Below are 24,857 nucleotides of genomic sequence, written 5' to 3' on the forward strand. Positions count from 1 at the left end.
CCGCCGGCGGCCCTTTTGTGTACCTTCCAGCCTATGACCTTCCGTATGTCACGCAGCAAGCTGATTGCAGCCGCCACGGTGGCCTTCGTCGGCGGCGTGTTCTTCGCGTCCTCCATGGATTGGACGGACCGCATCTTCGCGCAGGGCGGTAGCACGCCGGCGCCGCGGCCGCGCACGGAAGAAGTGCGCTCGATCGCCGATGCCTCGAATGCCTTCGTGAGCATCAGCGAGTACATCACGCCGGCCGTGGTGAGCATCCAGTCGGAGCGCATGCCGAGCGCCAACCCGCGCCGCCGCGGCGGCCAACAGCAGCTGCCGCCGGGCTTCGAAGAGTTCTTCCGCATGGACCCGCAGCAGCAGCGGCCGCAGGAGTCCTCGGGCTCGGGCTTCATCGTGAGCCGCGACGGCTACATCCTCACGAACAATCACGTGGTGGAAGACGCCGATCGCATCCGCGTCGCGATGCAGGATCGCCGCGTGTACGAGGCCAAGTTGATTGGCCGCGATCCGACTACGGACGTCGCCGTGCTGAAGATCGAAGGCCGCAACTTCACGCCACTCACCTTCGGCGACGACGAGTCGCTGCGCGTCGGCGAGTGGGTGCTGGCCATCGGCAACCCGCTGGGCTTGGATTTCACCGTCACGGCGGGCATCGTCAGCGCGAAGGGGCGCGGCCTAAGAGGCCTGAACCAGGACCAGTATTCAATCTCTGACTTCATCCAGACGGACGCGGCCATCAACCCGGGTAACTCGGGCGGTCCGCTGGTGAACTCGAAGGGCGAAGTCATCGGCGTAAACACCGCCATCGCCTCGCAGACGGGCTTCTACGCGGGCTATGGCTTCGCAATCCCGATCACTCTCGCGAAGCTGGTGATGGAAGACCTGATCGCGCACGGCGAAGTCCGACGCGGCTTGCTCGGTGTCGGCATTGACGAAGTGACCCCAGAGGACGCGCAGGTAGCCGGCCTGCGACAGATCGCAGGTGTGAAGGTCAGCGGCTACTCCGGCGAGGATTCGCCGTCACGGCGTGCCGGCCTCGAGCCTGGCGACATCATCACGAAGGTCGATGGTCGCAACGTGGATCGCGTGAGTGCCCTGCAGCGCGCCGTGCGCGCGAAGAAGCCGGGCGACACCGTGGAGCTGGAAGCGATGCGCTACGGCACGCGCCACACCTTCCGCGTGCGGCTCGCGGCGGCACCCACCGAGTCGCGCAGTGTAGCGCGTGCGGGTAATACGGCGCCAGCGCCGACCACCTCACGGCTCGGCATCAGTGTCGAGGCCGTACCGGCTGAGTTCGTGCAGGCCCGCCGCTTGCCGGAGCAGTATCGCGGATTGCGTGTGGCCAGCTCAGAAGTCGGTAGCCCCTCGTACCAGCGCCTGTTCCCGAACGACGTGATCGTCGAGGTGCTGTTCCCGCAGCCGAAGACGAAGATCCAGAACTTGGACGACCTGCAGCGCGCATTGGACCGTGTCAAACCCGGCGACATTCTCTCCCTGCTCGTGTATCGGGGGGTGGAGGGACAAGGCGGGGGCACGGTGGTGGTGAACGTTAGGGTGAACTAACTGCAACTGCAGTTACGAGTTGGGAGTTGGGAGTAGTGAGAGGGGCACGCCGACTTGTCGGTGTGCCCCTCTTTCAACTTCCTACTCCCAACTTCCAACTGCTGTTGTAGTGCCAATCCCGCCCCCGCATGGTATCTTCTCCCCGGTACGCGGAAGTGGCGGAATTGGTAGACGCGCGGGACTTAGGATCCCGTGCCGCAAGGCGTGAGGGTTCGAGTCCCTCCTTTCGCACTCCCCCGGGTCGCGAACCGGCGGCGGTTCTCTGGCGTTAGGGGTGGTATGCGTATCGTCGTCATCGGAAGCGGGTTTGGAGGCCTGGCTGCAGCGATTCGCCTGCAGGCCCAGGGCCATGAAGTCACCATCGTCGAGCAGCGCGACCAGGCGGGCGGGCGCGCGTACGTGTACCGGCAGGACGGGTTCACGTTCGACGGGGGCCCGACGATCATCACCGCGCCGTGGCTGATCGACGACCTCTTCGACCTCGCCGGGAAGAAGACGTCGGACTACGTGAAGATCGTGCCGATCGATCCGTTCTATCGGATCCGATTCGAGGACGGGTCGGTGTTCACGTACAACTCCGACCGCCAGAACCTGCTCAAGCAGATCCGCGAGTTCCGCGCGGGCGACGAAGCGGGCTACCTGAACTTCCTGAAGGCCAGCGAGGCCGTGTTCGATTCCGGCATGGCGCTGATCGACAAGCCCTTCGGGACCATCGGCTCGATGGCGAAGGTGCTGCCGGACCTGATCAAGCTGCGCGCCGACCGCTCGGTGGCAGGCCTCGCCTACAAGCACCTCAAGGACGACCGCCTCCGGCAGGTGTTCTCCTTCCACCCGCTGCTGGTGGGTGGGAATCCGTTTCAGACTACGAGCATCTACGCGTTGATCCACCACCTCGAGCAGAAGTGGGGGGTGTGGTTCGCGATGGGCGGCACGGGCGCGCTCGTGCAGGCCTTCGTGAAGCTCTTCGAGGATATCGGCGGCACGATCCGCTACTCGACGCCGGTCAATGAGATCATGGTGGACGACCGCACGGGCAAGGCGACGGGCGTGCGCCTGCAGGGCGGCGAGGTCCTCGCGGCCGACACGGTGGTCAGCAACGGCGACGTGGCCTTCACGTACAAGAAGCTCATCGCGCCGAAGTACCGGAAGAAGTGGACGGACGCAAAGGTCGACGGCCTCGATTACTCCATGTCGCTGTTCGTCATCTACTTCGGCACGAACCGGAAGTACGAGGACATCGCGCACCATGAGATCATCATGGGCCCGCGCTATCGCGGGCTGCTCGACGACATCTTCAAGACGAAGCAGCTCTCGCCGGACTTCTCGCTGTACCTGCATCGCCCGACGGCCACCGATCCGTCGCTGGCGCCTGAGGGCTGCGACTCCTGGTACGTGCTCTCGCCCGTGCCGCACCTCGGCGGGCCCACCGACTGGGCCAAGCAGGGCCAGGCGTACCGCGACGCGATCATCCAGTACCTGGAAGAGCGCTACATGCCGGACCTCTCGAAGCACATCGTCTCGGAGCACCGGATCGATCCCGTGCATTTCCGCGACACGCTCTCGAGCCACTTGGGCTCTGCCTTCTCGGTGCAGCCGACGCTCTTCCAGAGCGCGTACTTCCGGCCGCACAACAAGAGCGAGGACATCCCAAACCTGTACTTCGCGGGAGCGGGCACGCATCCGGGCGCGGGGCTGCCGGGTGTGATATCGAGCGGCAAGATCGTCGCGGAGCTGATCGGCGAGGCACAGGACAAGTCGCGCGTGCGCGTGAAGCGCAGCGCGGAGGTGTCGGCGCCGAAGCGTGAGGCGCGTGCCGCCGCGGTGGCGAATGAGCAAGCCGGCGGCGCAGGCACGATCGCAGCCGAGGGCGCGCGCTGATGGTGCTCCCCGGCTTCCTCCGGGAGGACGACGCCGCGCTGGCGAAGAGCGACGCCCAGCACTGCGAGTCGATCACGCGCGCGCATGCCCGCACCTTCGCGCTGGCGAGCGGCTTCCTGCCGCCGCGGAAGCGGCGCGGGGCCTTCGCGGTGTACGCGTTCTGCCGCCTGGCCGACGACATCGTCGACCGCAATCGCGGCAAGGATCCGCAGCACCTGCAGGCCGAGCTCGATGCGTATCGCGCGGGCGTGGCGGAGGCCATCAACGGCAATCCCGACGGCCCGGTGTTCCGCGAGCTCTGGCGCTGCGTCAGCGAATACGGCGTGCCGGCGGACGTGCTCGAGGAGCTGCTCAACGGCGTCGCGCGCGACGTGCAGCCGCAGCGCTACGCGACCTGGGCGGAACTCTCGCTGTACTGCGAAGGCGTCGCGGCCTCCGTCGGCGCGATGTGCACCTACATCTTCGGCGTCAGCGGCGACGAATCCGTGCGCGAGCGCGCCATCAAGTACGCGCGCACCCTCGGCGTGGCCATGCAGGTGACGAACATCCTGCGCGACGTCGGCGAGGACGCGCGCATCGACCGCTGCTACCTGCCGGACGACGTGCTCGCCGCCTTCGGCCTGAGCGCGGAGCGCGTGCTGCACGACCCGACGATCAAGGACGATCCGAAGTGGGTGGCGATGATGCGCCACGAGGTCGCGCGCGCGCGCGCCTTGTACCGTGCGGCATCGCCGGGCATCGCGCTGCTCGAACCCGATGCGCAGCGCTGCGCGCGGGCCTGCGCCGATGGCTACGAGGCGATCCTCGGGGCCATCGAGGCGAACGGCTACGACTCCATCACGACGCGGGCGCGTGTGGGGAACTGGGCGCGTGCCGGGCTGCTTTGGACTATCTGGCGCTCGGGCGCGGAAGTACCGCCCGCCGAGGCGGAAGGACCGGTGATTGAATGGGGCGCGCGACAGCTCTCGCGCCCCGAGGAGATGGTGCTCGGCTGATGTCGCAGACCCGACTCGACGATTATCCGCTCGACCGCGTGGCCCAGGGATTCCTCTGGGGTCACCTGGCCTTGATCGCCTTCGCCACGGCAGCGATGGTGACCATCCTGGCCGGTGAGTTCCCGGTGTGGATGCAGGGCCCCTACACCGCCAAGGTGTACGCGCTCGGCTGGAAGTACTCCGGCCAGGTCTACATCCTGCTCGGTACGGCGGCCGTGCTGCTGCATTCGGCGCCGCGTTTCGGCTGGGGCAAGGCTCTGGCGCTGTTCGTGGTCGCCAGCGGCGTCGCGCTGCTGAGTGAATTGGGTGGCACGAACATCGGATTCCCGTTCGGGCCGTATCACTACACCGAGATGCTGGGGTATCGCATCGCCGGGGATGTGCCGTACCCGATCCCGATCTCGTGGTACTACATGCTGTACTGCTGCCTGGTGTTCTGCGCGCGGCTGATGACCACGGATGATTCGTCGGCGACGAAGTGGCGCTGGGCGCTGGTCGCGGGTGCCTTCTTGACGGCCTGGGACGTGCCGATGGAAGTGCAGATGACGAACGTGCAGCCGCCGCATTGGGTCTGGGAGCTGGAGAACTTCGCAGCCTGGGTGCCGACCTTCCTGAAGGCGCCGATCTTCTACGGCATGCCGCTGTCGAACTGGGTGGGCTGGTACATCACCGGCGTGGTGGTGAGCCGCCTGATGCTCATGCTGGTGCCGCCGACCAAGTGGAAGGAGACCACGGCCCTGACCGCCTTCCCGCTGATCCTGTACGCGACGAACGGCATCATGCCGATCGCGACGGTGGCCCGTCACGGCTACTGGTGGGCGGTGGTGTTTGGCGTGCTGGCGATGGGGGCCCCGCTGTGGCTGGTGCTGCGGGCCCGGAAGCGGGCTGGCGCCGCCCTTGGAGCCAATCCCGCCACCGCTTAGTTTTCAAGGCTCAGGCAGCCCCCCGCCCCGCCTCGGCGAACCTCGCCCGGGCGGGGCGGATTGCTCTGATTCGTCCCTTCCCGCAGCCGAACTCCCGTCATGGAAATCCAGATCACTGCCACCAAGGCCGAGGGCGCTGAGCGCCGCCTCCAGGTGGCTGTCCCGGCCGCCCGCGTTGCCGAAGCCCGCAACAAGGCCGCCGCGCGCGTGTCCAAGCAGGTCCGCATCCCCGGCTTCCGCCCCGGCAAGGCGCCGGCCGCGATGGTCAAGAAGCAGTATGCCCAGGCGATCGACCAGGAAGCCGTGGACCAGCTCCTGCGCGAAGCCTTCGAGGCCGTCCTCGCCCAGGAGAAGCTCGACCTCGCCACGCAGCCGCACGCGCATGACGTGAAGTTCGGTGAGGACGAATCGCTCTCGTTCGAGCTGCACTGCGAAGTGCGCCCGACGATCGAGCTCGCGAAGCTCGAGGGCTTCCGCGTGATGCGTCCGAAGTCGGACGTGACGGACGCGATGGTGCAGGAGCAGCTCGACCGCCTGCTCGAGCAGCGCGCGACGTGGACGCCGGTCGAGGGCAAGCCCGCCGAAGGCGACCTCGTGACGGTGACGCTGGCGACCGCCGAGGAGGATGGCACGATCCCCGAGGGGCGTGAGTACCGCCTCGTGATGGGCGCGGGCCAGGCGATCACGGGCATCGAGGAGCTCGTGCTCTCGATGTCGATCGGCGAGACGAAGGAGCAGCCGGTGAAGTGGCCGGAGGACTTCCCGGACGAGTCGCAGCGCGGCAAGACCAAGCCGGTGCGCGCGACGCTGACCGAGATCAAGAAGAAGTCGGTGCCGGCGCTGGACGACGCCTTTGCCGCCGAGATGGGCGACTTCGCCTCGCTGGCGGCGCTGAAGGAGACGATCGAGAAGGACCTCGCCGAGAACCTCGTGCGCGAGGCCGATGCGGCCGCACGCACGCAGCTGCTCGACGAGATCGTCACGGCGAACCCCTTCGACCTGCCGCCGAGCTGGGTGAAGCAGATGATCCAGGCGTACGCGGAAGCGTACCGGATCCCGCAGGAGGAGATCCTCAAGTTCGGCGACGAGATCAAGGGCATGGCGGAGCGTCAGGTGCGCCGCGACCTGATCATCGACACGCTGGCCGAGAAGCACGCGCTCGTGGCGACCGAGGCTGACGTCGATGCGAAGGTCGCCGAGGTGGCCGGCAAGCGCGGCGAGGACGTCGGCAAGACCTACGCCGCCTTGCAGAAGGCGGGGCGCCTCCGCGAGCTTGAGCGGAGCATCACCGAGGAGCGCGTGTTCGCGTGGCTCCTCGAGCGCAACACGATCGAGCAGGCCTAAGCTCCACCACTGAGGAACCGCACCATGGCGATCATCCCGAATCCGTATGTGATCGAACGCAGCAGCCGCGGCGAGCGCAGCTACGACGTGTACAGCCGCCTGCTGATGGACCGCATCATCTTCCTCGGCACGCCGGTGAACGATGACGTGGCCAACATGATCATCGCGCAGCTGCTGTTCCTCGAGGCGGACAACCCGGGCCGCGACATCCACCTGTACATCAACTCGCCGGGCGGCAGCGTGAGCTCGGGGTTGGCGATCTACGATACGATGCAGTTCCTGAAGTCGCCGGTGAACACGATCTGCATGGGCTTGGCGGCCTCGATGGGTGCCTTCCTGCTGACGGCCGGCGCGAAGGGCAAGCGGTCGGCTCTGCCGAACTCGCGCATCATGATCCACCAGCCGTCGGGCGGCGCGTCGGGCACGGCGGCGGACATCGAGATCCAGGCGAAGGAGATCATCTATCTCCGCAGCCGGATGAACGAGCTGATGGCCAAGCACACGGGCCGTCCGCTGGAGCAGATCGAGCGCGACGTGGACCGTGACCGGTTCATGAGCGCAGCGGAGGCGGTGCAGTACGGGTTGATCGACCAGGTGGTCGCGAGCCGTGCGGAAGCCGAGGCCGCGACGGTGCTGACGGCGACGAAGTAGGCCGGATTGTAACGGCCCGGGTGCTTGTGATTTTTTTCACGAGCCCCAAGGTGGTTTTCTTCGCGGCGTCACTGACCTAGCGTTACGTCAGGACGCCGCGAGCAGTCGAATGTGACCTAGGTCGCAGGTAGGCTTGGTCCGCCGACGATACTCGCACTGTCCCCTTCAGCCCTCCGTCCTCGTCGAAATGTCCCAAGACCGTCACCTGCGCTGCTCCTTCTGCGGAAAGTCCAAGGACGCCGTCCGGAAGTTCATTTCCGGTCCGTCCGTGTACATCTGCAATGAGTGCATCGCCCTCTGCAATGAGATCCTGGCGGAGGACGAGGAGCGCGAGGTCGCGGAGACGCATACCAGCGTCCCGCTGCCGCAGGAGATCAAGGGGACGCTGGACCAGTACGTGATCGGCCAGGAAGGCGCGAAGAAGGCGCTCGCCGTGGCCGTGTACAACCACTACAAGCGCATCAACTCCGGCGCCAAGCGCGAAGGCGATGTCGAGCTCGACAAGTCGAACATCCTGCTGCTGGGCCCCACCGGCGTCGGCAAGACGCTGCTCGCGCAGACGCTGGCGCGCATCCTCGACGTGCCGTTCACGATCGCCGATGCGACGACGCTGACCGAAGCGGGCTATGTGGGCGAGGACGTGGAGAACATCCTCGTGCGCCTGCTGCAGGCCGGTGACTTCAACGTGGCCGAGTGCGAGCGCGGCATCGTGTACATCGACGAGATCGACAAGATCGCGCGCAAGAGCGAGAACCCGTCGATCACGCGCGACGTGAGCGGCGAGGGCGTACAGCAGGCCCTGCTCAAGATCCTCGAGGGCACGGTGGCCAGCGTGCCGCCGCAGGGCGGCCGCAAGCACCCGCAGCAGGAATACATCCAGATCAACACGAAGGACATCCTGTTCATCTGCGGTGGCGCCTTCGACGGCCTCGAGAAGATCATCGAGGCGCGCCTGGGCAAGCGCGCGATCGGCTTCAACAACGACTCGGCCGCCAAGGACGAGCAGAGCAAGACGAACATCTTCGGCGCGATCGAGCCCGAGGACTTGCTGCGCTTCGGCTTGATCCCCGAGTTGGTGGGCCGCCTGCCGGTGGCCGTGCCGCTCGAGGGCCTGGACGAGGACGCGCTGGTGCAGATCCTCAAGGAGCCGAAGAACGCGCTGACCAAGCAGTACCGGAAGCTCTTCGAGCTCGAGGGCGTGGAGCTGACCTTTGACGACGCGGCGCTGCGAGCCGTGGCACGGAAGGCGATCCAGCGCGGCACGGGGGCGCGCGGCCTGCGCGCGATCCTCGAGGAGCTGCTGCTCGACACGATGTTCGACCTGCCCGGGCGCGATGACGTGCTCGAGGTGCGGGTGACCGAGGCGACGGTGACGCAGAAGCAGCGGCCGTTGCTGGAGATCAGCGCGCAGCCGAAGAAGAAAGAGGCGTGACGCCTCCCGACGAGCAGGTGCCGAGCGCGCCGGTGAAGGCGCGCGACCCGCTGCCGATTCGCAAGATCGATTATCTCGGGCCGATGGCCGCCGCCGGCGGTTGGCGGCCCGAGACGTCTTTGCCGGAGGTGGCGTTCAGCGGGCGCTCGAACGTGGGCAAGAGCTCGCTGATCAATGCCTTGGTGCGGCGGAAGGCCTTGGCGCGCGTCTCGAAGACGCCGGGGCGCACGCGCGAGATCCATTTCTTCGGCATCAACGACGCGTTCACGCTGGTGGACCTGCCGGGCTACGGCTACGCGAAGATCTCGAAGGAGCGGCAGGCGGAGTGGCGGCCGCTGATCGAGGGCTACCTGCGCGGCGCGCCGGCGCTGCGCGGCGTGGTGCAGCTGCTCGACGTGCGCCGCGACCCGACGGATGACGACCTGCAGATGTTCGACCTGCTGGCGGACATCGGCTTGCCGACGTTGGTCTGCGTGACGAAAGTAGACAAGCTCTCGAAGGGCGCGGCGGCGAAGCAGGTGCAGTCGCTGGCGCTGCGCTTGGGGTTGGATCCGGCGCAGGTGATCTCGTTCTCGGCGGTCAGCGGCGCGGGGCGGGATGAGCTGGCGGAGGCGGTGATGTCGCTGGTGACCGCTGAGCCCGCTGCGGCCGACGAGGAGTAGCTACTTTCACCACGAAGGCACGAAGGGAGCCGCGACGCTTCCGGAGATTGGCAAACGCGAGTTGAGCGAGGCTTCGTTCGGGTCGCGGGGCCGACAAATCGTTGCGAGATCCTTCGTGCCTTCGTGGTGATTGCCGTTCATTGCTGAGGTAACAGCCAAATGCCAAGAATCCCCCTGCAGAAGCTGCCCGCGCGCGCGACGGAGTCGATCGAGGACGCCTGGATCGCGAACCTGAGCGAGAAGCTGTCCGATGCGAGCACGGACCGTGCCCTGCTCTGCCGCGACACGCTGCTCGAGCTGGCCTACCCGCAGTACGTCGGCCGCTACGAAGCGACGATGGCGGACCTGAAGACGCCGCTGGGCACGCAGCTGGCGCTGGCGGCGCTGGACCCGCGCAACGTGACGCTGGAGCCGGAGTACTACGGCGACTGCGACCAGGCGAAGTTCCAGCGTGTCAAACCGCTGCTCTGGCTGTGGTATTCGTTCGATCGGCTGCCGATCGGCGGGCAGGCGGTGCAGCAGGGCGTGAAGCTCCGCCGCGCGCTGGCGCCGCACATCTTCAAGCGCGTGGGCAAGAACTTCAAGTGCTTCCAGCACGTGGAGTTCTCGTTCGGCTACAACATGGAAGTGGGCGACGACGTGGTGGTGCACCGCCACGTGCTGCTGGACGACCGCGGCGGGATCCGGATGGGGAATCGCGTGTCGATCTCGGACTACGCGAACATCTACTCGCACACGCACAGCATCGTGGAGCAGGTGGACGTGACGAACGCGCTGACGATCCTCGACGACGACGTGCGCATCACGTACCACGCGACGGTGCTGGCCGGCGTGCACGTGCGCGAGAACGGCATGGTGGGCGCGGTGGCCGTGGCGACGAAGGACGTGCGGCCGTACCACGTGAACGTGGGGATCCCGGCCAAGTCGGTGCGCGTGAAGCCGAATGCGCCGGCGGAGCGAACGTCGCTGGCGCCAGAGCGCACGACCGAGTGAACGGATTCACCACGAAGGCACGAAGGGCTAGCTGCACACGAAAGGCCCCGCAACTCCGAGAAGCTTTCCTGTCCTTGGGTTGCGGGGCCTTGAGATTCTCGTGGCTCCCTTCGTGGCTTCGTGGTGAACGCCCTTAGGAAAGCGCCACGGTAAGCACGTCGTGCACCTCGGGCGTGCGCAGCAGCGCGTAGGCGTCGTCCAGGTGACGGCGCTCGTGCGGCCAGGAGTAGCGACGGCGCGCCTGTGAGATCGTGAGCCAGGCATGCTTGTCGTGTTCTTCCCCGCGGACGATGGGCGCGTCGGGCGGGACGATGGCGGCGAAGACGGCGGCCAACTGCACGCTACCCTGCGGCACCAAGTAGAACGGGTGCATGGTCACGCTGAGCAGGCGCTCGGGCTTGAGGCCCGTCTCCTCGAAGAGTTCGCGTACGGCTGCGTCGGGCAGGGTCTCGCCCTCCATGACCTTGCCATGGACCATCTCCCAGGAGCCGGCGCAGCGGGTGCCGGCGCGGCGACGCAGCGCGAGGGCCTGCCAGCCGCGCTCGACGGGGCGGAAGGCCACGACGTCGATGACGCGCACTTCGATGTTCACTCTTTCTTCGCCTTGCGGTCGATGAGCGAGTGGATGCGCGCCGAGAGGGCGCGGGCGCGGAACGGCTTCGTCAGGTAGTCGCTGGCGCCATACTCGAACACCCGCACCTCGCTGTCCTCGTCGCCCTTGGCGGTGAGCACGATGACGGGCAGCTTGGCCGTGGCCGGCCGCGCGCGCAGGTGGCTCAGCACGCCGTAGCCGTCGAGCCGCGGCAGGTTGAGATCGAGCACCACGAGATCGGGCGCGAGGCGATCGATCTCGTCCAGTGCGACGACGCCGTCGTTGGCTTCGTAGATCACGAAGCCCTCGCGTTCGAGCAGGTCCTTCATCACGCGGCGCAGCGCCTCTTCGTCTTCGACCAGCAGCACGCGCTTGGCGGCGGGCCGCTTGGCGATCTCGTCGCCGACGAGTTCGAAGGCGTCGGCGCTGAAGGTGTTGGGCGCGGCGTGCCGCGTCCCGCTGCGGCGGGCCTTGGCGCTGGGCGACGACGGACCCTCGTCGTCGTCGAGCACCGGAGCCGACGACGCCGACGAGAGCCGGATCGGGTTGCCCAGCGGCGGCTTGACCGGCGTGACTTCGTCGGTGGTGACGCGCGCGGCCGCCCCGCTCTTGCTGCTGCCCTCCTGCGGCGCCTCGAGCACGCGCAGCAGCTCCTCGATGGTCGTCTCGCCCTTGCGCACGTGGGCGACGGCGGACTCCCAGAGCGAGCGCATGCCGCCCTCGCGGGCCGCATCGTTGATGCGGTCCACGCTCTCGTTGCCGGCGATGCGGCGTTCGACTTCCTCGGTCACCTGCAGCACTTCCTCGATGGCGAGGCGCCCGCGGTAGCCGGTCATCGAGCAGTCGGGGCAGCCGACCGCTCGGTAGAGCGTGCCCTGCTCGGGGAAGTACTTCTGCATGCGCTCCGGCACCTGGCCCACCGCGAGTTCGCGGCAGCTGCTGCAGATGCGGCGCATGAGGCGCTGTGCGACGACGCCCTTGAGCGCGGCGGCGATCTTGTAGCTCTCGATGCCGATGTCGACGAGACGCGTGACCGAGCTCGCGGCATCGTTGGTGTGCAACGTCGAGAGCACCAAGTGGCCGGTGAGCGAAGCCTGCACCGCGATGTTCGCCGTCTCCTTGTCGCGGATCTCGCCGACGAGGATGACGTCGGGGTCTTGGCGCAGGATCGAGCGCAACGCGGCGGGGAACGTGAGCCCGGCCTTCTCGTTCACCTGCACCTGCACGATGCCCTGCAGCCGGTACTCGACCGGGTCCTCGACCGTGACGATGTTGACGCCGCGGCCCTGCACGGTGCGCAGCATCGAGTACAGCGTGGTCGTCTTGCCCGAGCCCGTGGGCCCGGTGACGAGCACGATGCCCTCGCGGGCCTGCAGCAGCTCGTGGATGCGCGTGAGTTCGTCGGGCAGCAGGCCCAGCGAATCCAGCGAGAGGATGGTGCTCCGCTGGTCGAGCACGCGGATGACGACCTTCTCGCCCTGCGAGGCCGGCAGCGTGGAGACACGGAGGTCCACGCGGTTGCCGGAGATCGCGACGCGCGCGCGACCGTCCTGCGGGCGCAGGCGGTCGGCGATGTCGAGCTGCGCCATGATCTTCACGCGGCTCACGAGCGGGATGCCCGCCGCCTTCGGCAGCACCATGGCCTGCCGCAGCACGCCGTCAATGCGGTAGCGCACGGCGACGCCCGCTTCCTCCGGCTCGAGGTGGATGTCCGAGGCGCGGCTCTGGATGCCCTCGGCGATGATGCGGTCCACGAGCCGGATGACGGGCCGCTCGCCGGCGCGCGCCGCCGAGATGTCGAGGTCGGCCTCATCCACCGACTCGTCCACCGTCTCGACGTCATAGGTGCCCTCGACCTTCTCGAGGATCTTCTCGATGACGTTCTCGGGCCGATACACCTCTTCGATGCGATCGACGATCTTGCGCGGCGTCGCGATGCTCATGCGCACCGTGCGGCCGAGCGCGAAGGCGAGCGTGCGCTCGCAGTCGAGGTCGAGCGGATCGGCGGTCGCGATGTCGAGGATGGAATCCGAAATGGCGAGCGGCAGCACGCGGAACTTGCGGGCCAACGCTTCCGGCACGAGCTCGCGGGCCTGCTGCGACACGCTGCCAAGATCGGCGATGCGCATGCGGAAACGCGCGGCGACCGCCTGCACGATGGCGTCGTCCGTCAGCCAGCCACGGCGGACGACGTCTTCCCAGAGGCTCTCCGGTGGCGCCGCCCGCAGGGCCTCGACCTGTTCCGGTTCGAGGAGCCCCTCAAGGGTGGCCCACAACCACTCGTCACGCATCGACTTGGCGCTGCTGCTGCCCATCACGCTCCTCTGGATGTCCGGACCTGCGCACCTGTCACAAAGATACCGCAGGACCTGCGTGCGGCTACCACCCCGACGCGGCGCTGGACAGCGCCGTCACACCCGGGTCAGAGGACGGGCCACAGCGCCCGGGTCACGTCCAGCGAGAACGTCCAGGTGCCGGCCCGCAGTCCACGGGCCACGTCCAGCCGGACGGTATCGAACAGGCCGATGCCGCCGAGCCCGACGGCCGGGTACCAGCCCTGCGCCCCGGAGGCCTCGCCGTCCACCCACACGCCGTGCGCGTACGGCGCCAGCACGAGGGTCGCCGGCACGCGACCAAACCGCCCGAGGTTGAGCGGGATGAAGGGAATACGCATGTGCCACTCCACGCGCTGACTGAGTCCGCGGCGCGCCGCGAAGCGGTGGAACGCGTACCCGGGGCCGGAGACCGGACCGCCCAAGCGAACCAAGTCCTGCGCGGGGACCACGCCGCCAGACAATCCGGCCGCGATGGTCCGCATGCGCAGCCGTGCGCTGCCGACGCGCCACCCCGCCTCGGCATCCAAGCGCCAGCGGAGGTTCTCCCCGGCGCTGGTGGCGTCGGCCGTCTCCCATCGGGAGGCCTCGAGCAGCGCCTCGACGCGCCAGTCGGCATCGCCGCTGGCGATCGCCTGCGGCCCCTGCGCCAACGCACCGGCACGCGCCACGCCGAGACCCACCGTCTCACGGGTCAGCGCGAGTGCCGGGACCGTCGGCTCGAAGCGCCCGCGCGCCGGCGAGGCCCGCGGAACGAGCGCCCGCTCATCGCGCCGCGAGGTCTCGACAAACCAGTGCGTGCGGTCGGGCGGCGCCCAATGGAGGCGCAGCGCGCCGCCGACGGCGCCGATGGGCTGCGTCCAGTCGCTGCCGAACTCTTGCGCGCCGATGGCATTCCGGATGCCGCTGCCCTCGGGGACCTCGCCGAGCTGCCGCCAGTCGTCGTATCCGGTGGCGCGGAGCGCGAGGCCCGACGCGCGCCGCCACTCGAGGCTGCCCTGCCCCTTCCAGCGGTGATCGGCGAAGCCATAGCGCCCCAGGGCTGCGGCGCTCACCCCCAATCCGAGGCGCTGCGAAAGTCCGGCCCCGAGCGCGAGTCCCTCGACTCGATCGCTGCGCACGAAGTCCGAGACGCGCCGCGCCATGAGATTGCTCGAGCGCACGCGGCGCAATGCCGACTCCTGCACCAAGCGCCGCGCCTCGTCCTGCACGGCGCGCACCTCGTCGGCGTCGAGGGCGCGCACGTCCTCGGGCAGCGCGTCGAGCACCTCGCCGGTGAACGCCGGATGCTGCCGCAGCTGCTCCGGTGGCCCCGCCTCGACGATCTCGGGGCCGCGGAACACCGGCGAGGCCAGCGATTGGTTCGTCGTGATGCAGCAGACTTCCCAGCGTCCGCGGATGATGCCCTTCGCGGGGAAGTCCATCCAGCTGGCCGAGCGGCGGATCTCGATCTCCTGCCGCCGCGGCAGCCAGAAGCGGCCGTCGACGAGCCCGTTCTCGAGGATCACCGAGACGTCTTCGAGCTGGCGGTCGCGCAGCGCGGCGCGGGTGAAGGAGAACGTCATGCGCACGACGCTGCCGGTGGCGCGGTCGAGATACACGGCGCCGACGGCGGCGGGGCGACGTGGATCCTTGGGCCGCACGCTGAGCATCATCACGTCGACGCTGACGCCGCCGCCGCGGATGGCCAGCGAATCGCGCAGCGCGTAGTCGTACGTGCCCGGCCCCGCCGGGCTCAGCGGGTGGACGACGTCCAGCACCTCGTCGCCCTCGCCGAGGCGGATGATGTCGGGGAAGTTGTTCTGGATGATGCCGAGGTGATCGCGATGGTACTGCATGTCGGACGGCAGCAGCAGCGTGTCGCGCCGACCCACGATGCGTTGCTTGCTGCGGTCGGGCGCGCCCCAATAGACTTCGAGCGCCAGCTGGTCCGACTTGACGACGATGGGGCGCGAGAAGGCGCCGTCGCCGAACTGGGCGAGGAAGGTGACGGTGCCAAGGGCCTGCGCGGTGTAATCGCGGAGGGCGGTGTCGGCGAGCTGGAGGCTGCGGCGCGCGGTCGCGGCCTGGACCAAGGCCATGCTGCGGTCGTCGTTCCAGCGCTCCTGCGCGGCGAGGGTCGCGGTGCAGGTCACAAGCAGAGCCGACGCGGCAGCCGCCGCGCACAGGATTCGCATATGTCAAAGATTGCCGCAGCGCAGGATGTGAACAACCGCGGACGGATGGCGTGAGCGATTTCGCGGCATTCGCCTCGCGCGCCCGTACGGGCGGGCTCGTGCCCGTCTGGCGCGACACGCTGCTCGATGGCGACACGGCCGTGGGCGCCTTCCACAAGCTGCGCGAGGGGCCGTTCGCGTTCCTGCTGGAATCCGCACCGGCCGGCAGCGAGACCTGGGCGCGGTACTCGTTCTTCGGCACGGCGCCGCGCGGGGCTTGGCGGCTCGCGGACGGCGTGGTCGAGGACTGGTCGCCAAGCGCGGGCTGGACGGGGGCGCGCCGACCTGCGGATCCGTTCGAGGACCTGCGCGAGGCCCTGACGCAGCACCCCGTCGTCGAAGTGCCCGAGCTCGGCCCCTTCTGGGGCGGCGCGGTGGGCTTCTTCGGCTACGATGTGGTGCGGCACATCGAGCGCCTGCCAAACGCGCCGCCGCGCGGCATTCCCTGCCCCGATGCGCTCTTCGTCTTCACGCGCAACGTGGTCATCGTCGACAACCTGCGGGCGCAGGCACGCGTGGTCGCGACCGCCACGGTGCCGGCGAAGGCCGACGACGCCACGCTGCGGCGGCTGTACGATGAGGCACAGGCGGAGATCGCCGCGACCATCCACCGCCTGCACACCGGACCGGCACTGCCGCCGCTGGTGCTGGACGCCGCGCGTCCCGCGGCGGCCGGCACGTCGAACACCACGCGTGAGCGATTCCTCGAGGGCGTGGCGCGCATCAAGGAGCACATCCTCGCCGGTGACGTCTTCCAGTGCCTCCTGGCGCGCCGCATCCGCGTGCCGCGGGACTTCGACGGCACGTCGCTCTACCGCGCCATCCGCGTGCTGAATCCGTCACCGTACATGTTCCACCTCGTGCTCGAGGACCTCGAGCTGGTGGGCAGCTCGCCCGAGCTGCTGGTGCGCGTCTCCGATGGCAAGGTCGTCGTGCGGCCGATCGCCGGCACGCGGCCGCGTGGAACGACGCCCGAGGAAGACGCCGCGCGCGCCGCCGAACTGCTGGCCGACCCCAAGGAGCGCGCCGAGCACATCATGCTCGTGGACCTCGGCCGCAACGACGTTGGCCGCGTCGCCCAGTACGGCACGGTCACGGTGCCGGACCTCATGGTCGTGGAGCGCTACTCGCACGTATTGCATTTGGTGAGCTCCGTCGAGGGCCTGCTGCGCGATGCGCGCTCATCGCTGGCGGTGTTCAAGGCGGTGTTTCCGGCGGGCACGATGACCGGCGCGCCGAAGGTTCGGGCGATGGAGATCATCGACACGCTGGAGCCGGAGCGCCGCGGCCCGTATGCCGGGGCGGTGGGGCACATCGGCTGGGGCGACACGCGGATGGACCTCTGCATCACCATCCGCACCTGCGTGTTGGCGGGGGCTGAGGCCAACGTGCAGGCGGGCGCGGGCATCGTGGCCGATTCGGACCCCGCCGCCGAGTGGGCGGAGACCGAGGCGAAAGCCCGCGCGATGCTGACGGCCATAGGCCGTGTGCGCCATATTTAGGGCATGCACTATCGCCTGATCGGCGTCGGCAACGAATTCAAGTTCGAGCTCATCGGTGCGGGCCCCCACAACGTGGGGCGCGCCGTCACGAACGAGTGCGCCGTCGTGGACCCCACGGTCTCACGCAAGCACGCCGAACTGCGGCTGACCGAGACCGGCATCGAGATCGCCGACGCGGGGTCGAGCAACGGCACCTTCGTGAATGGCGTACAGATCACGAACGGCCACGCCGCGCCGGGTGCGGAGATCACGTTCGGGAAGGTGGTGTTCCGACTCGAACAGGTCGTGGTGCCCAAGCCGGCGGCGGCCGTTCCCCCCACGGCGCAGTCCAAGCCGGCCGCCGCGACCATCGTCCGGCAGATTCCGCAGACCGGCGAGTTCGGCGCGCTCAAGGGCGACTCGGGGTCCATCAACAAGCAGCTCGCGGGCGAAGTGGACCCCGCCGAGAAGGACCGGCGCAAGCTCGCCATCCTGCTCGAGGTGGCGAAGGGCCTCACGAAGGCCACCGACGTGCACGGCCTGCTCGTGAAGATCGCCGAGTACGCGTTCCAGACGCTGGAGGCGGACCGCTGCGCGATCCTGCTCACGGACCGCGACGGGCACCTGCATCCGCAGATCTCGCGCGACCGGCGCGGCGAGGCGGCGAGCGGCGACGTGCCGCAGTCGATCGTCACGCAGGCTGTGGTGGACAAGGTCGCCATCCTCACCGACGACGCCGGCGGCGACCAGCGCTTCACGGGCCAGTCGATCGTGCTGCAGAAGGTGCGCTCGGCGATGTGCGTGCCGCTGATCGGCAGCGAGAACCGGGCGCTGGGCGTGCTCTACGTCGACAACTTCTCGCTCAAGCGCTTCGGCGAGACGGACCTCGACTTCCTGATCGCGTTCTCGGGCATCGCGGCCGTGGCGCTGGAGAACGGGCAGTTCGCCGAGCGCATCAAGGCGGAGATGCTGGCGCGCAGCAACTTCGAGCGCTTCTTCACGCCGCACCTCGCGGCGCGCATCGCGAGCAGCCCCGATGCCGTGAAGCTGGGTGGCGACAAGCGACGCGTGGCCGTGCTGTTCTCCGACATCCGCGGGTTCACGGCGCTCTCGGAGACGATGAGCGCCGACTCGATGGCCAAGCTGCTGACGGAGTACTTCACCGAGATGGTGGAGTGCGTGTTCCGTCACGGCGGCACGCTCGACAAGTTCATCGGCGACGCGGTGATGGCGCAGTGGGGCGCACCGATCGGCGAGCCGGATGACTGCGACCGCGCGATGATGGCGGCGATGGACATGATGGACGAGCTCGACCGCCTGAACGCGCGCTGGCAGAACGAAGGCCGGCCGACGCTGAGAATCGGGATTGGGCTCAACGTCGGCGAGGTGTTCGCGGGCAACATCGGCTCGGACCGCCGTCTCGAGTACACGGTGATCGGTGACCCGGTGAACATCTCGAGCCGGCTCTGCGGCGCCGCCGCGGCGGGCGAGATCCTCATCAGCGATGACTTCCGCTCCGCGCTGGGCACGCCGCCGCCGCTGGAAGCATTGCCGCCGATGGAACTCAAGGGGAAGAGCCAGGCGCTTCCCGTCTTCCGCGTCCGTCGGTGAGCGAAGCGGGGCCCAGCGCACCGCCGGGCTACACGCGTCTGCAGGTGCGGGACGCGACGGTGATCGCGCGGCATGACGCGGTGCTGGGCATCCAGGAGGCGCTGCAGGAGACGCGCACGTTGCACTGCTGGGCGGCGACGGTCCCGGGGGCGAAAGCCTTCCAAGGCCGCGCGACGGCATGGGGCACGACGCTTCCGCGGGGCGGGCCGGCGGTGGTGGTGCGGCACGCGCGGCACGGTGGATTCTTCGCGGCGTTCACGGGCGATCGCTTCCTCTGGCCCGGACGCGCGCCGTGGGAACTGGAGGCCAGCGAGCGCCTGCGCGCCGCCGGCGTCCCGACGCCGGCGATGGTCGCGTACGTGCTGTACCCGGCGGGTCCGGGCTTCTGCCGCTGCGATGTGGCGACGGCACGGTTGCCCGACGGTGCGGACTTCCCACAGGCCTGGCGCGACGCCGCACCCACCGAGCGCGAATCCATGCTCACGGCGACCGCCGCGCTCGTGCGCGCGTTGGGCCTCGTCAACGCACAGCACGAGGACCTGAACGCCAAGAACGTGTACCTCGCGCGCGAGGGCCGTGGCTATCGCGCCTTTGCGCTCGATGTCGATCGCGTACGCTTCCTGAGCGCTGGCGACGGCCGCGCCACCGCGCTCAACCTCTCGCGCCTGCTGCGTTCCCTGCGCAAGCATCGCGAGCGCCACGGCTTGGCGATCGGCGACGCGGAGTTCGCCCAGCTCGAACGCCGTGCGCTCGGGCGCGCCGCCGACGAGGCGCAGCCGTGACCCTGCGGGTGCCGATGGATCGCACGGCGATCGTGATGATGTCGGCGGTGGGCGACAGCGTACATGTGCTCCCCGTGCTCACGGCGCTCAAGCGCGCGCGGCCCACGATGCGCGTGACCTGGGTACTGCAGCCGGGGCCAGCCTCGTTGGTGCGCGGGCATCCCGACGTCGACGAGATCCTCCCCTTCCACTATGGCACTGGCCTCGGGGCGTACACGGCGATCCGCCGCGCACTCGCGGCGCGGGAGTTCGACCTCGTGCTGGCGCTGCAGGTGTCGCTCAAGGCGGGGCTCGTGACGCGCTTCGCGAAGGCGCCAGTGAAGCTGGGGTTCGACCGGTCGCGAGCCCGCGACCTGAACTGGCTGTTTACGACGCACAAGATCCCACCGGGCCCGCGGCGCCACGTCCAGGACCAGTACTTCGAGTTCCTCGCGCACCTCGGCATCCCGCACGGGCCCGTCACGTGGAACCTCGGACCGTGGCCGCAGGAGCGTGAGGCGCAGCGCGCCTTCGTGCAGAAGGTCGGGCGCCCCTACGCAGCCATCGTCTGCGGCACAAGCGACGCGGACCGCGATTGGATGCCCGAGCGGTGGGCCGCCGTCTGCGATGCGCTGCACACGCAGCATGACCTCCAGCCGGTGCTGGTCGGCGGGCCGAGTGATCGCGAGCGTGCGACCGCCGCGGCGATCGTTGCGGCGGCGAAGGTCGCGACGCCGCTGGTCGCGCTCGGCGAAGGCGGATTGCGAGGGCTCGTGGGGATTCTCGATGCCTCGGAGCTGGTGCTCTCGCTCGACACGGCACCGCTGCACATCTCCGTCGCGCTCGGCAAGCCCGTGATCGCGCTCATGTCGCAGGCCGACCCGAAGCGCACCGGACCGTACGGGCGCTCGATGGACCTCGTCGTGAACGCCTTCGCCGAGCCCGGAGACCCGCCGGACGAAGTGCTGTGGATGCGGCGGCGCGGCCGCATGGGGCGCATCACGGTGGACGACGTGCTCGAGCGCGTGGCGCGCTGGAAGGCGGGCGCGCGGTGAGCGGCGCGGCGCTGGACCGCGTGCTCATCGTGATGCTCGCGGCCGTGGGCGATGCCGTGCACGCCCTGCCGGTGATCAACGCGATCAAGCGCGCCCATCCGCGCGCACGCATTTCCTGGGTCATGCAGACGGGCGCGTTGACGCAGTTGCTGACGGGGCATCCGGCGATCGACGAGGTCATTCCGTTCGCGCGCAAGGACGGCTGGCGCGGGTTCCTCGACGTGCGGCGCCGCCTGCAATCGCAGCGCTTTGACGCGGTGCTGGTACTGCAGCCCTACCTGAAGAGCGGCATCGTCGCGAGCTTCGCACCCTCGCCGATGCGACTTGGCTTCGACCGCGCGCGTGCCCGCGATGCCTCGTGGCTGTTCAGCACCCATCGCATCCCCGCGCATCCGCTGCAGCACATGCAGGACCAGTACCTCGAGTTCCTCGCATATCTCGGTGTGCCGGCGCAGCCGCTGGAATGGAAGATCGGGCCGTGGAACGACACGGAGCGCGCCTGGCAGTCGACGTTCTTCTCGCGCTACGAACGCCCCGTGGCGCCGATCGTCGTGGCGACGAGCAAGGCGGAGAAGGATTGGCCCGCCGAGCGCTGGGCGGAGGTGAGCGACGCGCTCTGGCATGATTTCGGCCTGCAGCCGTTGCTGGTCGGCGGGCGGTCCCCACGCGAGGTGGAGGCGGAGCGCATCATCTTCGAGCGTGCGCGCGTGAAGCCTGCCTCGGCGCTCGGGGACGGCGGGCTCCGCGGGCTAGCGGCGATCATCGAGAAGAGCGCGCTGGTGCTCTCGCCGGACACCGGGCCCCTGCACCTGAGCGTCGCGCTGGGGACGCCGGTGGTCTCACTGCTGGGTTACACGAATCCCAAGCGGGTGGGGCCGTACCGCCGGTTCAGTGAGCTGATGATCGACGCCTACGGTGATCCGGGGGAGGATTACCCCGTGAGCATGGAGAATCGGCCGGGGCGGATGGCGCGGATCACGGTGACGGAGGTGCTGGAGCGGGTGCAGAGATGGGCGACGAGAGACTGATAACTGCAGTTACGAGTTGGGAGTAGGGAGTTGGGAGTGCTCACAACTCCCAACTCCCTACTTATAACTGCCGTTCTGCGCCCTACTTGTGGCTCACGCTATACACGTAAGCGGCGACCGCCCGCCACCGATCATCCGGTAGCATTACTCCTCCGTAGGGCGGCATCACGCTCGAGAACTGCTTGGGCGACATCACGCCGGCCTTGATCGTGTTGGCGATGCCTTCGTACGAGCCGTCGCTGTGCAACCACTCGCCATCGGTGAGGTCGGGCGCCGCGGCACCGGCCTTTCCGCCCGCACCATGACAGGCCTGGCAGGAGCTCGCGCCGATCTTGCCATGGAAGATCGAATCGCCGAGGGCGATCATCGCGGGCGTGATGCTCGCGGGATCGAACGAGGCCTGCGCGACGGGCGTGCTGGCCGCGGAGGCCGAGGACCCCGAGGCCGCAGGGGCGGCATCACCGCCACCACCACAGGCCGCGAGCGCCACGACGGCGGCGAGGGAGAGCGAACGGGTGCGGACGGTCGACATCAGGATGCTCCGTGAATGAGAGAGGGGGGACTCAGAAGTCGCGCCGCAGGAAGCGGCGGCGCGCGAGGGACACGGGCAGCACCGTCCAAAGTGCCAACGCCGTGAGCGCGACGCTAGGGCCGAGCGCGCCGCCGAAGAGCCGGCGGAACAGCGCGCCGGTGTAGCCCAACAAGGCCGCGGTATCGAGGCCGGTGAGGACGAGCACGCGAGCGAGATCGACCGGATTGCCGAGCATGAGCAGCAGCAGCGGCTTCTCGAGCGGCCAGTCGCCAAACATCGAGACCACCGCGAGCACCGCCCCATCGTAGCCGATGGTGAACAGGAACCAGGCGCCGAGCGACAGCGACATCCCTTTCAGGCGGTCATCGCTGCCGAGCGCGATGGCCATCGCCATGGCGGCGAACGTCGCCGTGAGCAGCACGCCGACGGCGGCGAGCGCCAGCAACGCCGACGGCGAAGCGGCGGAGAGGGTGCCGTGCAGCAGCAGCGGGATGCCGACGCCGAGCACGAACGCGCCGGCCAGCGGCAAGGTCAGGCCGAGGTACAGCCCCGTGAAGATCGCGCGTCGCGGCAGCGGCTGCGCGAGCAGCAGTTCGATGAACTCGCGCGAGGCGTACACGTGCATGGTGCCGAACACCAGCGCGACGAGCGGCACGAGCAGCAACGTGGCATTGAGCAGCGAGAGCAGCACCTGCTGCCCCGCCCCGCCGAACACGAAGAGCAGCTCCGACATGCCCGCGAGGGCGATGCCATACGCGAGCAACCAGCGGTTCCGTGCGAGGTCGCGCACGCCGGCGCGGAGCACGAGTCCGAGGGGACTCGCTGCGCGGGGCGCCGCGGCAGCCAGGGTCACGGTCGTCATCGGGCACCTCCGTTGGCCACCTTGAGACCGCGCAGCAACGCGGCGATGGCTGGCTCGAGCCGCCGCGTGCCTGTTTCGGCCAGCAACGCCTGCACCGATCCGGCGAAGCGCAGCCGACCGTCCGTAAGGAAGGCGACGTCATCGGCCAGCTCCTCGAGCTCGCTGAGAATGTGGGACGTGATGAGCACCGTGCGTCCCTCGGCGCGTGCCGCACGGATGGCGTGCTTGAGCAGCCCCGCGGCGATGGGATCGAGGCCCGCCGTGGGCTCGTCGAGGATCAGCACGTCGGGGCGGAACAGCCAGGCGGCGGCGAGCGAGACCTTTTGCCGCCAGCCGCCGCTCAGCGTGCCGACCGGCGTGGCCCACTCCGCGCGCAGCGAGAACTCGTCGAGCAGCGTCTCGTCGACGCTGGCCGTCGGACGCAGCGCCTGCAGCATCGCAAAGACCTCGCCGACCGCGAGGTTGGCCGGAAAGTGCGGCGCTTGCGGGGCGTAGCCGATACGCGCACGGTAGGCACCGTCTGCATCGGCAGGCGTGCCGTCGAGCAAGAGGCGGCCAGCGTCGGCGCGCGCGAGACCGAGGATGCACTTGATGAGTGTCGTCTTGCCCGAGCCGTTCGGCCCGACGAGCGCTGCGATGCGGCCCGGTTCGAGGGACAGCGAGACGCCATCGAGCACGGTGCGGGTGCCGAAGGCCTTCCGCATGGAGTCGAGCGTGATCATCGGGGCGGCCTCATGAGCGGACGTTCATCCGCCAGCGGGGGAGTGAGCACGGGGAACACGCGCTCGGCGGCGTCGAGGACGGTCGTCACCGGCGAGCGCAGCATGAGCAGCGCCTCGGGATGCCGCTCGACGACGAGCGCGAAGAAGCGCACGGGCCGGAAGGGCACGTCGCCGCGCCCGTCCCGGTCGAGGTCGTAGCCGCGATAGGCATCCCACCAATTGCCGTCGAAGGTGGAACGGAGCGTGCGGCTGTTCGTGGCGACGTCGAAGGCATTGCCTTCGAAGGTGTTGCCGACGAAGCGGTTGTCCAACGCATCGGCCATGAGGCGCACCGCCCAGCCGTTGGCGCGGAATTCGTTGCCGCGGATCTCGAAGCGCGAGGCGCCCTCGAGATACAGGCCGGTGGAGCTGCCGATGAACTTGTTCTCGACCAGCACCCCATCGGTGATCTCCTTGAGCAGCAGCGCGTACGCCGCCGAACCCACGGCATCGCGGAACTCGTTCCGCTCCATCGTGATGCCCTTACTGTACATGACGGCCACGCCGGCGCCGTTCGCGACGAAGGCGTTGTCGGTATAGCGGCAGGAATCGGAGAACATGAAGTGCAGGCCGTACCGGGCGTTGGCCTCGCTGCGGTTGTTCTCCGCCACGGCTCCGCGCGAGAACTCGAAGTAGATGCCGTCGCGCTGGCCGGTGATGCGATTGCCGATCACGCGGATGCCCGTGGAGTGCCAGAGGTGCACGCCGTTGCCGTTGCTGGACTCACCGCCGCCAGCGCCGACGATGTCGTTGTTGCGGATAGTGCAGTCCACGGCGCGCTGGAGGTACACGGCGAAGAGCGTCTGCCGGAAGCGGTTGTCGGCGACCGTGCAGCGGGCGGCCTCGATCACGCGCAGCGCGGCGCGATCCTGCATGTGGGCGATGCCCGTGTTGAAGAACACGAGGCCCTGCAGGGTCACGTCGTCGGCACGGATGTTGACGATCTCGCGCTGGCCCTCGCCGTCGAGCACCGGCCACCCCTCCCCGACGATCCGGAGACGTGGCGTGCGGATCTCGATCGTCGGTTCGCGGTAGGTGCCGGGGCGCACGCGAATGGTGCTGCCGGGACGCGCCGCAGCGACCGCGGCGGAAACGGTCTTGAACGGCGCGCCATCGCCCACGACGAGTTCCTGCGCCGGCAGTGCGGCGGCGAAGAGCATCGTGAGGAGAAGGGCGGCGCGCAT

At 68.8% G+C, this 24,857-nt stretch carries 21 protein-coding genes and 1 tRNA gene; 15 read left to right on the forward strand and 7 right to left on the reverse strand.

What is annotated here, in order from left to right:
- Nucleotides 1–33 precede the first annotated feature (33 nt).
- From Strain318_RS10495 to Strain318_RS10540, 10 genes are all read left to right on the forward strand, one after another.
- Entirely contained in the window at nt 34–1,563 is a 1,530-nt protein-coding gene (locus Strain318_RS10495) for a Do family serine endopeptidase (RefSeq protein WP_367885654.1), read from the forward strand.
- Nucleotides 1,564–1,712: 149 nt separating this feature from the next.
- Nucleotides 1,713–1,794 (forward strand) — tRNA-Leu (locus Strain318_RS10500).
- A 48-nt stretch (nt 1,795–1,842) separates the two neighbouring features.
- Complete coding sequence (locus Strain318_RS10505; RefSeq protein ID WP_367885655.1) at nt 1,843–3,441, forward strand: phytoene desaturase; 1,599 nt, start codon at nt 1,843–1,845, stop codon at nt 3,439–3,441.
- A complete protein-coding gene (locus tag Strain318_RS10510; RefSeq protein WP_367885656.1) occupies nt 3,441–4,436 on the forward strand; it encodes a phytoene/squalene synthase family protein in 996 nt (331 codons plus the stop codon). The genes Strain318_RS10505 and Strain318_RS10510 overlap by 1 nt, the downstream gene beginning before the upstream one ends.
- The gene (locus Strain318_RS10515; RefSeq protein ID WP_367885657.1) at nt 4,436–5,359 is read left to right on the forward strand and encodes a carotenoid biosynthesis protein; all 924 of its coding nucleotides are present in this window, start codon (nt 4,436–4,438) and stop codon (nt 5,357–5,359) included. Before Strain318_RS10510 ends, Strain318_RS10515 begins: the two co-directional genes overlap by 1 nt.
- A gap of 99 nt (nt 5,360–5,458) precedes the next feature.
- The gene (tig, locus tag Strain318_RS10520; RefSeq protein WP_367885658.1) at nt 5,459–6,703 is read left to right on the forward strand and encodes a trigger factor; all 1,245 of its coding nucleotides are present in this window, start codon (nt 5,459–5,461) and stop codon (nt 6,701–6,703) included.
- A 24-nt stretch (nt 6,704–6,727) separates the two neighbouring features.
- Nucleotides 6,728–7,354, forward strand: a complete 627-nt coding sequence (gene clpP, locus Strain318_RS10525; RefSeq protein WP_367885659.1) for an ATP-dependent Clp endopeptidase proteolytic subunit ClpP — start codon at nt 6,728–6,730, stop codon at nt 7,352–7,354.
- A gap of 187 nt (nt 7,355–7,541) precedes the next feature.
- Nucleotides 7,542–8,786 carry an ATP-dependent Clp protease ATP-binding subunit ClpX gene (gene clpX / locus Strain318_RS10530; protein WP_367885660.1) on the forward strand — a complete coding sequence of 415 codons (1,245 nt, stop codon included), beginning with the start codon at nt 7,542–7,544 and terminating at the stop codon, nt 8,784–8,786.
- Nucleotides 8,787–8,869: 83 nt separating this feature from the next.
- The gene (gene yihA / locus Strain318_RS10535; protein ID WP_367887906.1) at nt 8,870–9,448 is read left to right on the forward strand and encodes a ribosome biogenesis GTP-binding protein YihA/YsxC; all 579 of its coding nucleotides are present in this window, start codon (nt 8,870–8,872) and stop codon (nt 9,446–9,448) included.
- Nucleotides 9,449–9,607: 159 nt separating this feature from the next.
- Nucleotides 9,608–10,441 (forward strand): acyltransferase, encoded by an 834-nt coding sequence (locus tag Strain318_RS10540; protein ID WP_367885661.1) that lies wholly within the window; start codon nt 9,608–9,610, stop codon nt 10,439–10,441.
- A gap of 133 nt (nt 10,442–10,574) precedes the next feature.
- Here Strain318_RS10540 and Strain318_RS10545 read toward each other — a convergent pair whose 3' ends face one another.
- The 3 genes from Strain318_RS10545 to Strain318_RS10555 all read right to left on the reverse strand — a co-directional run bounded on the left by Strain318_RS10545 (nt 10,575) and on the right by Strain318_RS10555 (nt 15,543).
- A complete protein-coding gene (locus Strain318_RS10545) occupies nt 10,575–11,033 on the reverse strand; it encodes an NUDIX domain-containing protein (RefSeq protein WP_367885662.1) in 459 nt (152 codons plus the stop codon).
- Nucleotides 11,030–13,348 (reverse strand): ATPase, T2SS/T4P/T4SS family, encoded by a 2,319-nt coding sequence (locus Strain318_RS10550; RefSeq protein ID WP_367885663.1) that lies wholly within the window; start codon nt 13,346–13,348, stop codon nt 11,030–11,032. The genes Strain318_RS10545 and Strain318_RS10550 overlap by 4 nt, the downstream gene beginning before the upstream one ends.
- A gap of 107 nt (nt 13,349–13,455) precedes the next feature.
- Nucleotides 13,456–15,543: a hypothetical protein gene (locus Strain318_RS10555; protein ID WP_367885664.1), complete on the reverse strand. Its 2,088-nt coding sequence runs from the start codon at nt 15,541–15,543 to the stop codon at nt 13,456–13,458.
- 50 nt (nt 15,544–15,593) lie between these two features.
- On the opposite strand from Strain318_RS10555, the gene Strain318_RS10560 reads away from it, so the two are divergent.
- From Strain318_RS10560 to Strain318_RS10580, 5 genes are read left to right on the forward strand one after another with little or no spacing between them, the layout of a single operon-like run.
- Nucleotides 15,594–17,084 carry an anthranilate synthase component I family protein gene (locus tag Strain318_RS10560; protein WP_367885665.1) on the forward strand — a complete coding sequence of 497 codons (1,491 nt, stop codon included), beginning with the start codon at nt 15,594–15,596 and terminating at the stop codon, nt 17,082–17,084.
- Between the two features lie 3 nt (nt 17,085–17,087).
- Nucleotides 17,088–18,674 carry an adenylate/guanylate cyclase domain-containing protein gene (locus tag Strain318_RS10565; protein ID WP_367885666.1) on the forward strand — a complete coding sequence of 529 codons (1,587 nt, stop codon included), beginning with the start codon at nt 17,088–17,090 and terminating at the stop codon, nt 18,672–18,674.
- Nucleotides 18,671–19,456, forward strand: a complete 786-nt coding sequence (locus Strain318_RS10570; RefSeq protein WP_367885667.1) for a lipopolysaccharide kinase InaA family protein — start codon at nt 18,671–18,673, stop codon at nt 19,454–19,456. Before Strain318_RS10565 ends, Strain318_RS10570 begins: the two co-directional genes overlap by 4 nt.
- Nucleotides 19,453–20,490: a glycosyltransferase family 9 protein gene (locus tag Strain318_RS10575; RefSeq protein WP_367885668.1), complete on the forward strand. Its 1,038-nt coding sequence runs from the start codon at nt 19,453–19,455 to the stop codon at nt 20,488–20,490. Before Strain318_RS10570 ends, Strain318_RS10575 begins: the two co-directional genes overlap by 4 nt.
- Nucleotides 20,487–21,518 carry a glycosyltransferase family 9 protein gene (locus tag Strain318_RS10580; RefSeq protein ID WP_367885669.1) on the forward strand — a complete coding sequence of 344 codons (1,032 nt, stop codon included), beginning with the start codon at nt 20,487–20,489 and terminating at the stop codon, nt 21,516–21,518. The genes Strain318_RS10575 and Strain318_RS10580 overlap by 4 nt, the downstream gene beginning before the upstream one ends.
- Nucleotides 21,519–21,600: 82 nt before the next feature.
- On the opposite strand, the gene Strain318_RS10585 is transcribed toward Strain318_RS10580, so the two are convergent.
- From Strain318_RS10585 to Strain318_RS10600, 4 genes are read right to left on the reverse strand one after another with little or no spacing between them, the layout of a single operon-like run.
- Complete coding sequence (locus Strain318_RS10585; protein ID WP_367885670.1) at nt 21,601–22,050, reverse strand: c-type cytochrome; 450 nt, start codon at nt 22,048–22,050, stop codon at nt 21,601–21,603.
- 31 nt (nt 22,051–22,081) lie between these two features.
- Nucleotides 22,082–22,912: an ABC transporter permease subunit gene (locus Strain318_RS10590; protein ID WP_367885671.1), complete on the reverse strand. Its 831-nt coding sequence runs from the start codon at nt 22,910–22,912 to the stop codon at nt 22,082–22,084.
- Nucleotides 22,909–23,634, reverse strand: coding sequence for an ABC transporter ATP-binding protein (locus Strain318_RS10595; RefSeq protein WP_367885672.1), 726 nt, complete (start codon nt 23,632–23,634; stop codon nt 22,909–22,911). The genes Strain318_RS10590 and Strain318_RS10595 overlap by 4 nt, the downstream gene beginning before the upstream one ends.
- The gene (locus Strain318_RS10600) at nt 23,631–24,857 is read right to left on the reverse strand and encodes a nitrous oxide reductase family maturation protein NosD (RefSeq protein WP_367885673.1); all 1,227 of its coding nucleotides are present in this window, start codon (nt 24,855–24,857) and stop codon (nt 23,631–23,633) included. Before Strain318_RS10600 ends, Strain318_RS10595 begins: the two co-directional genes overlap by 4 nt.

This window comes from Pseudogemmatithrix spongiicola, from assembly GCF_030623445.1.
Taxonomy (GTDB): Bacteria; Gemmatimonadota; Gemmatimonadetes; order Gemmatimonadales; family Gemmatimonadaceae; genus Pseudogemmatithrix; species Pseudogemmatithrix spongiicola.

What these genes read in the sequence shown, in the direction of transcription:
- Strain318_RS10495 (WP_367885654.1), top strand. Translation starts at nt 34, where the DNA reads ATGACCTTCCGTATGTCACGCAGCAAGCTGATTGCAGCCGCCACGGTG.
- Strain318_RS10505 (WP_367885655.1), top strand. Translation starts at nt 1,843, where the DNA reads ATGCGTATCGTCGTCATCGGAAGCGGGTTTGGAGGCCTGGCTGCAGCG.
- Strain318_RS10510 (WP_367885656.1), top strand. Translation starts at nt 3,441, where the DNA reads ATGGTGCTCCCCGGCTTCCTCCGGGAGGACGACGCCGCGCTGGCGAAG.
- Strain318_RS10515 (WP_367885657.1), top strand. Translation starts at nt 4,436, where the DNA reads ATGTCGCAGACCCGACTCGACGATTATCCGCTCGACCGCGTGGCCCAG.
- tig (WP_367885658.1), top strand. Translation starts at nt 5,459, where the DNA reads ATGGAAATCCAGATCACTGCCACCAAGGCCGAGGGCGCTGAGCGCCGC.
- clpP (WP_367885659.1), top strand. Translation starts at nt 6,728, where the DNA reads ATGGCGATCATCCCGAATCCGTATGTGATCGAACGCAGCAGCCGCGGC.
- clpX (WP_367885660.1), top strand. Translation starts at nt 7,542, where the DNA reads ATGTCCCAAGACCGTCACCTGCGCTGCTCCTTCTGCGGAAAGTCCAAG.
- yihA (WP_367887906.1), top strand. Translation starts at nt 8,870, where the DNA reads ATGGCCGCCGCCGGCGGTTGGCGGCCCGAGACGTCTTTGCCGGAGGTG.
- Strain318_RS10540 (WP_367885661.1), top strand. Translation starts at nt 9,608, where the DNA reads ATGCCAAGAATCCCCCTGCAGAAGCTGCCCGCGCGCGCGACGGAGTCG.
- Strain318_RS10550 (WP_367885663.1), bottom strand. Translation starts at nt 13,348, where the DNA reads ATGGGCAGCAGCAGCGCCAAGTCGATGCGTGACGAGTGGTTGTGGGCC.
- Strain318_RS10555 (WP_367885664.1), bottom strand. Translation starts at nt 15,543, where the DNA reads ATGCGAATCCTGTGCGCGGCGGCTGCCGCGTCGGCTCTGCTTGTGACC.
- Strain318_RS10565 (WP_367885666.1), top strand. Translation starts at nt 17,088, where the DNA reads ATGCACTATCGCCTGATCGGCGTCGGCAACGAATTCAAGTTCGAGCTC.
- Strain318_RS10585 (WP_367885670.1), bottom strand. Translation starts at nt 22,050, where the DNA reads ATGTCGACCGTCCGCACCCGTTCGCTCTCCCTCGCCGCCGTCGTGGCG.
- Strain318_RS10590 (WP_367885671.1), bottom strand. Translation starts at nt 22,912, where the DNA reads ATGACGACCGTGACCCTGGCTGCCGCGGCGCCCCGCGCAGCGAGTCCC.
- Strain318_RS10595 (WP_367885672.1), bottom strand. Translation starts at nt 23,634, where the DNA reads ATGATCACGCTCGACTCCATGCGGAAGGCCTTCGGCACCCGCACCGTG.
- Strain318_RS10600 (WP_367885673.1), bottom strand. Translation starts at nt 24,857, where the DNA reads ATGCGCGCCGCCCTTCTCCTCACGATGCTCTTCGCCGCCGCACTGCCG.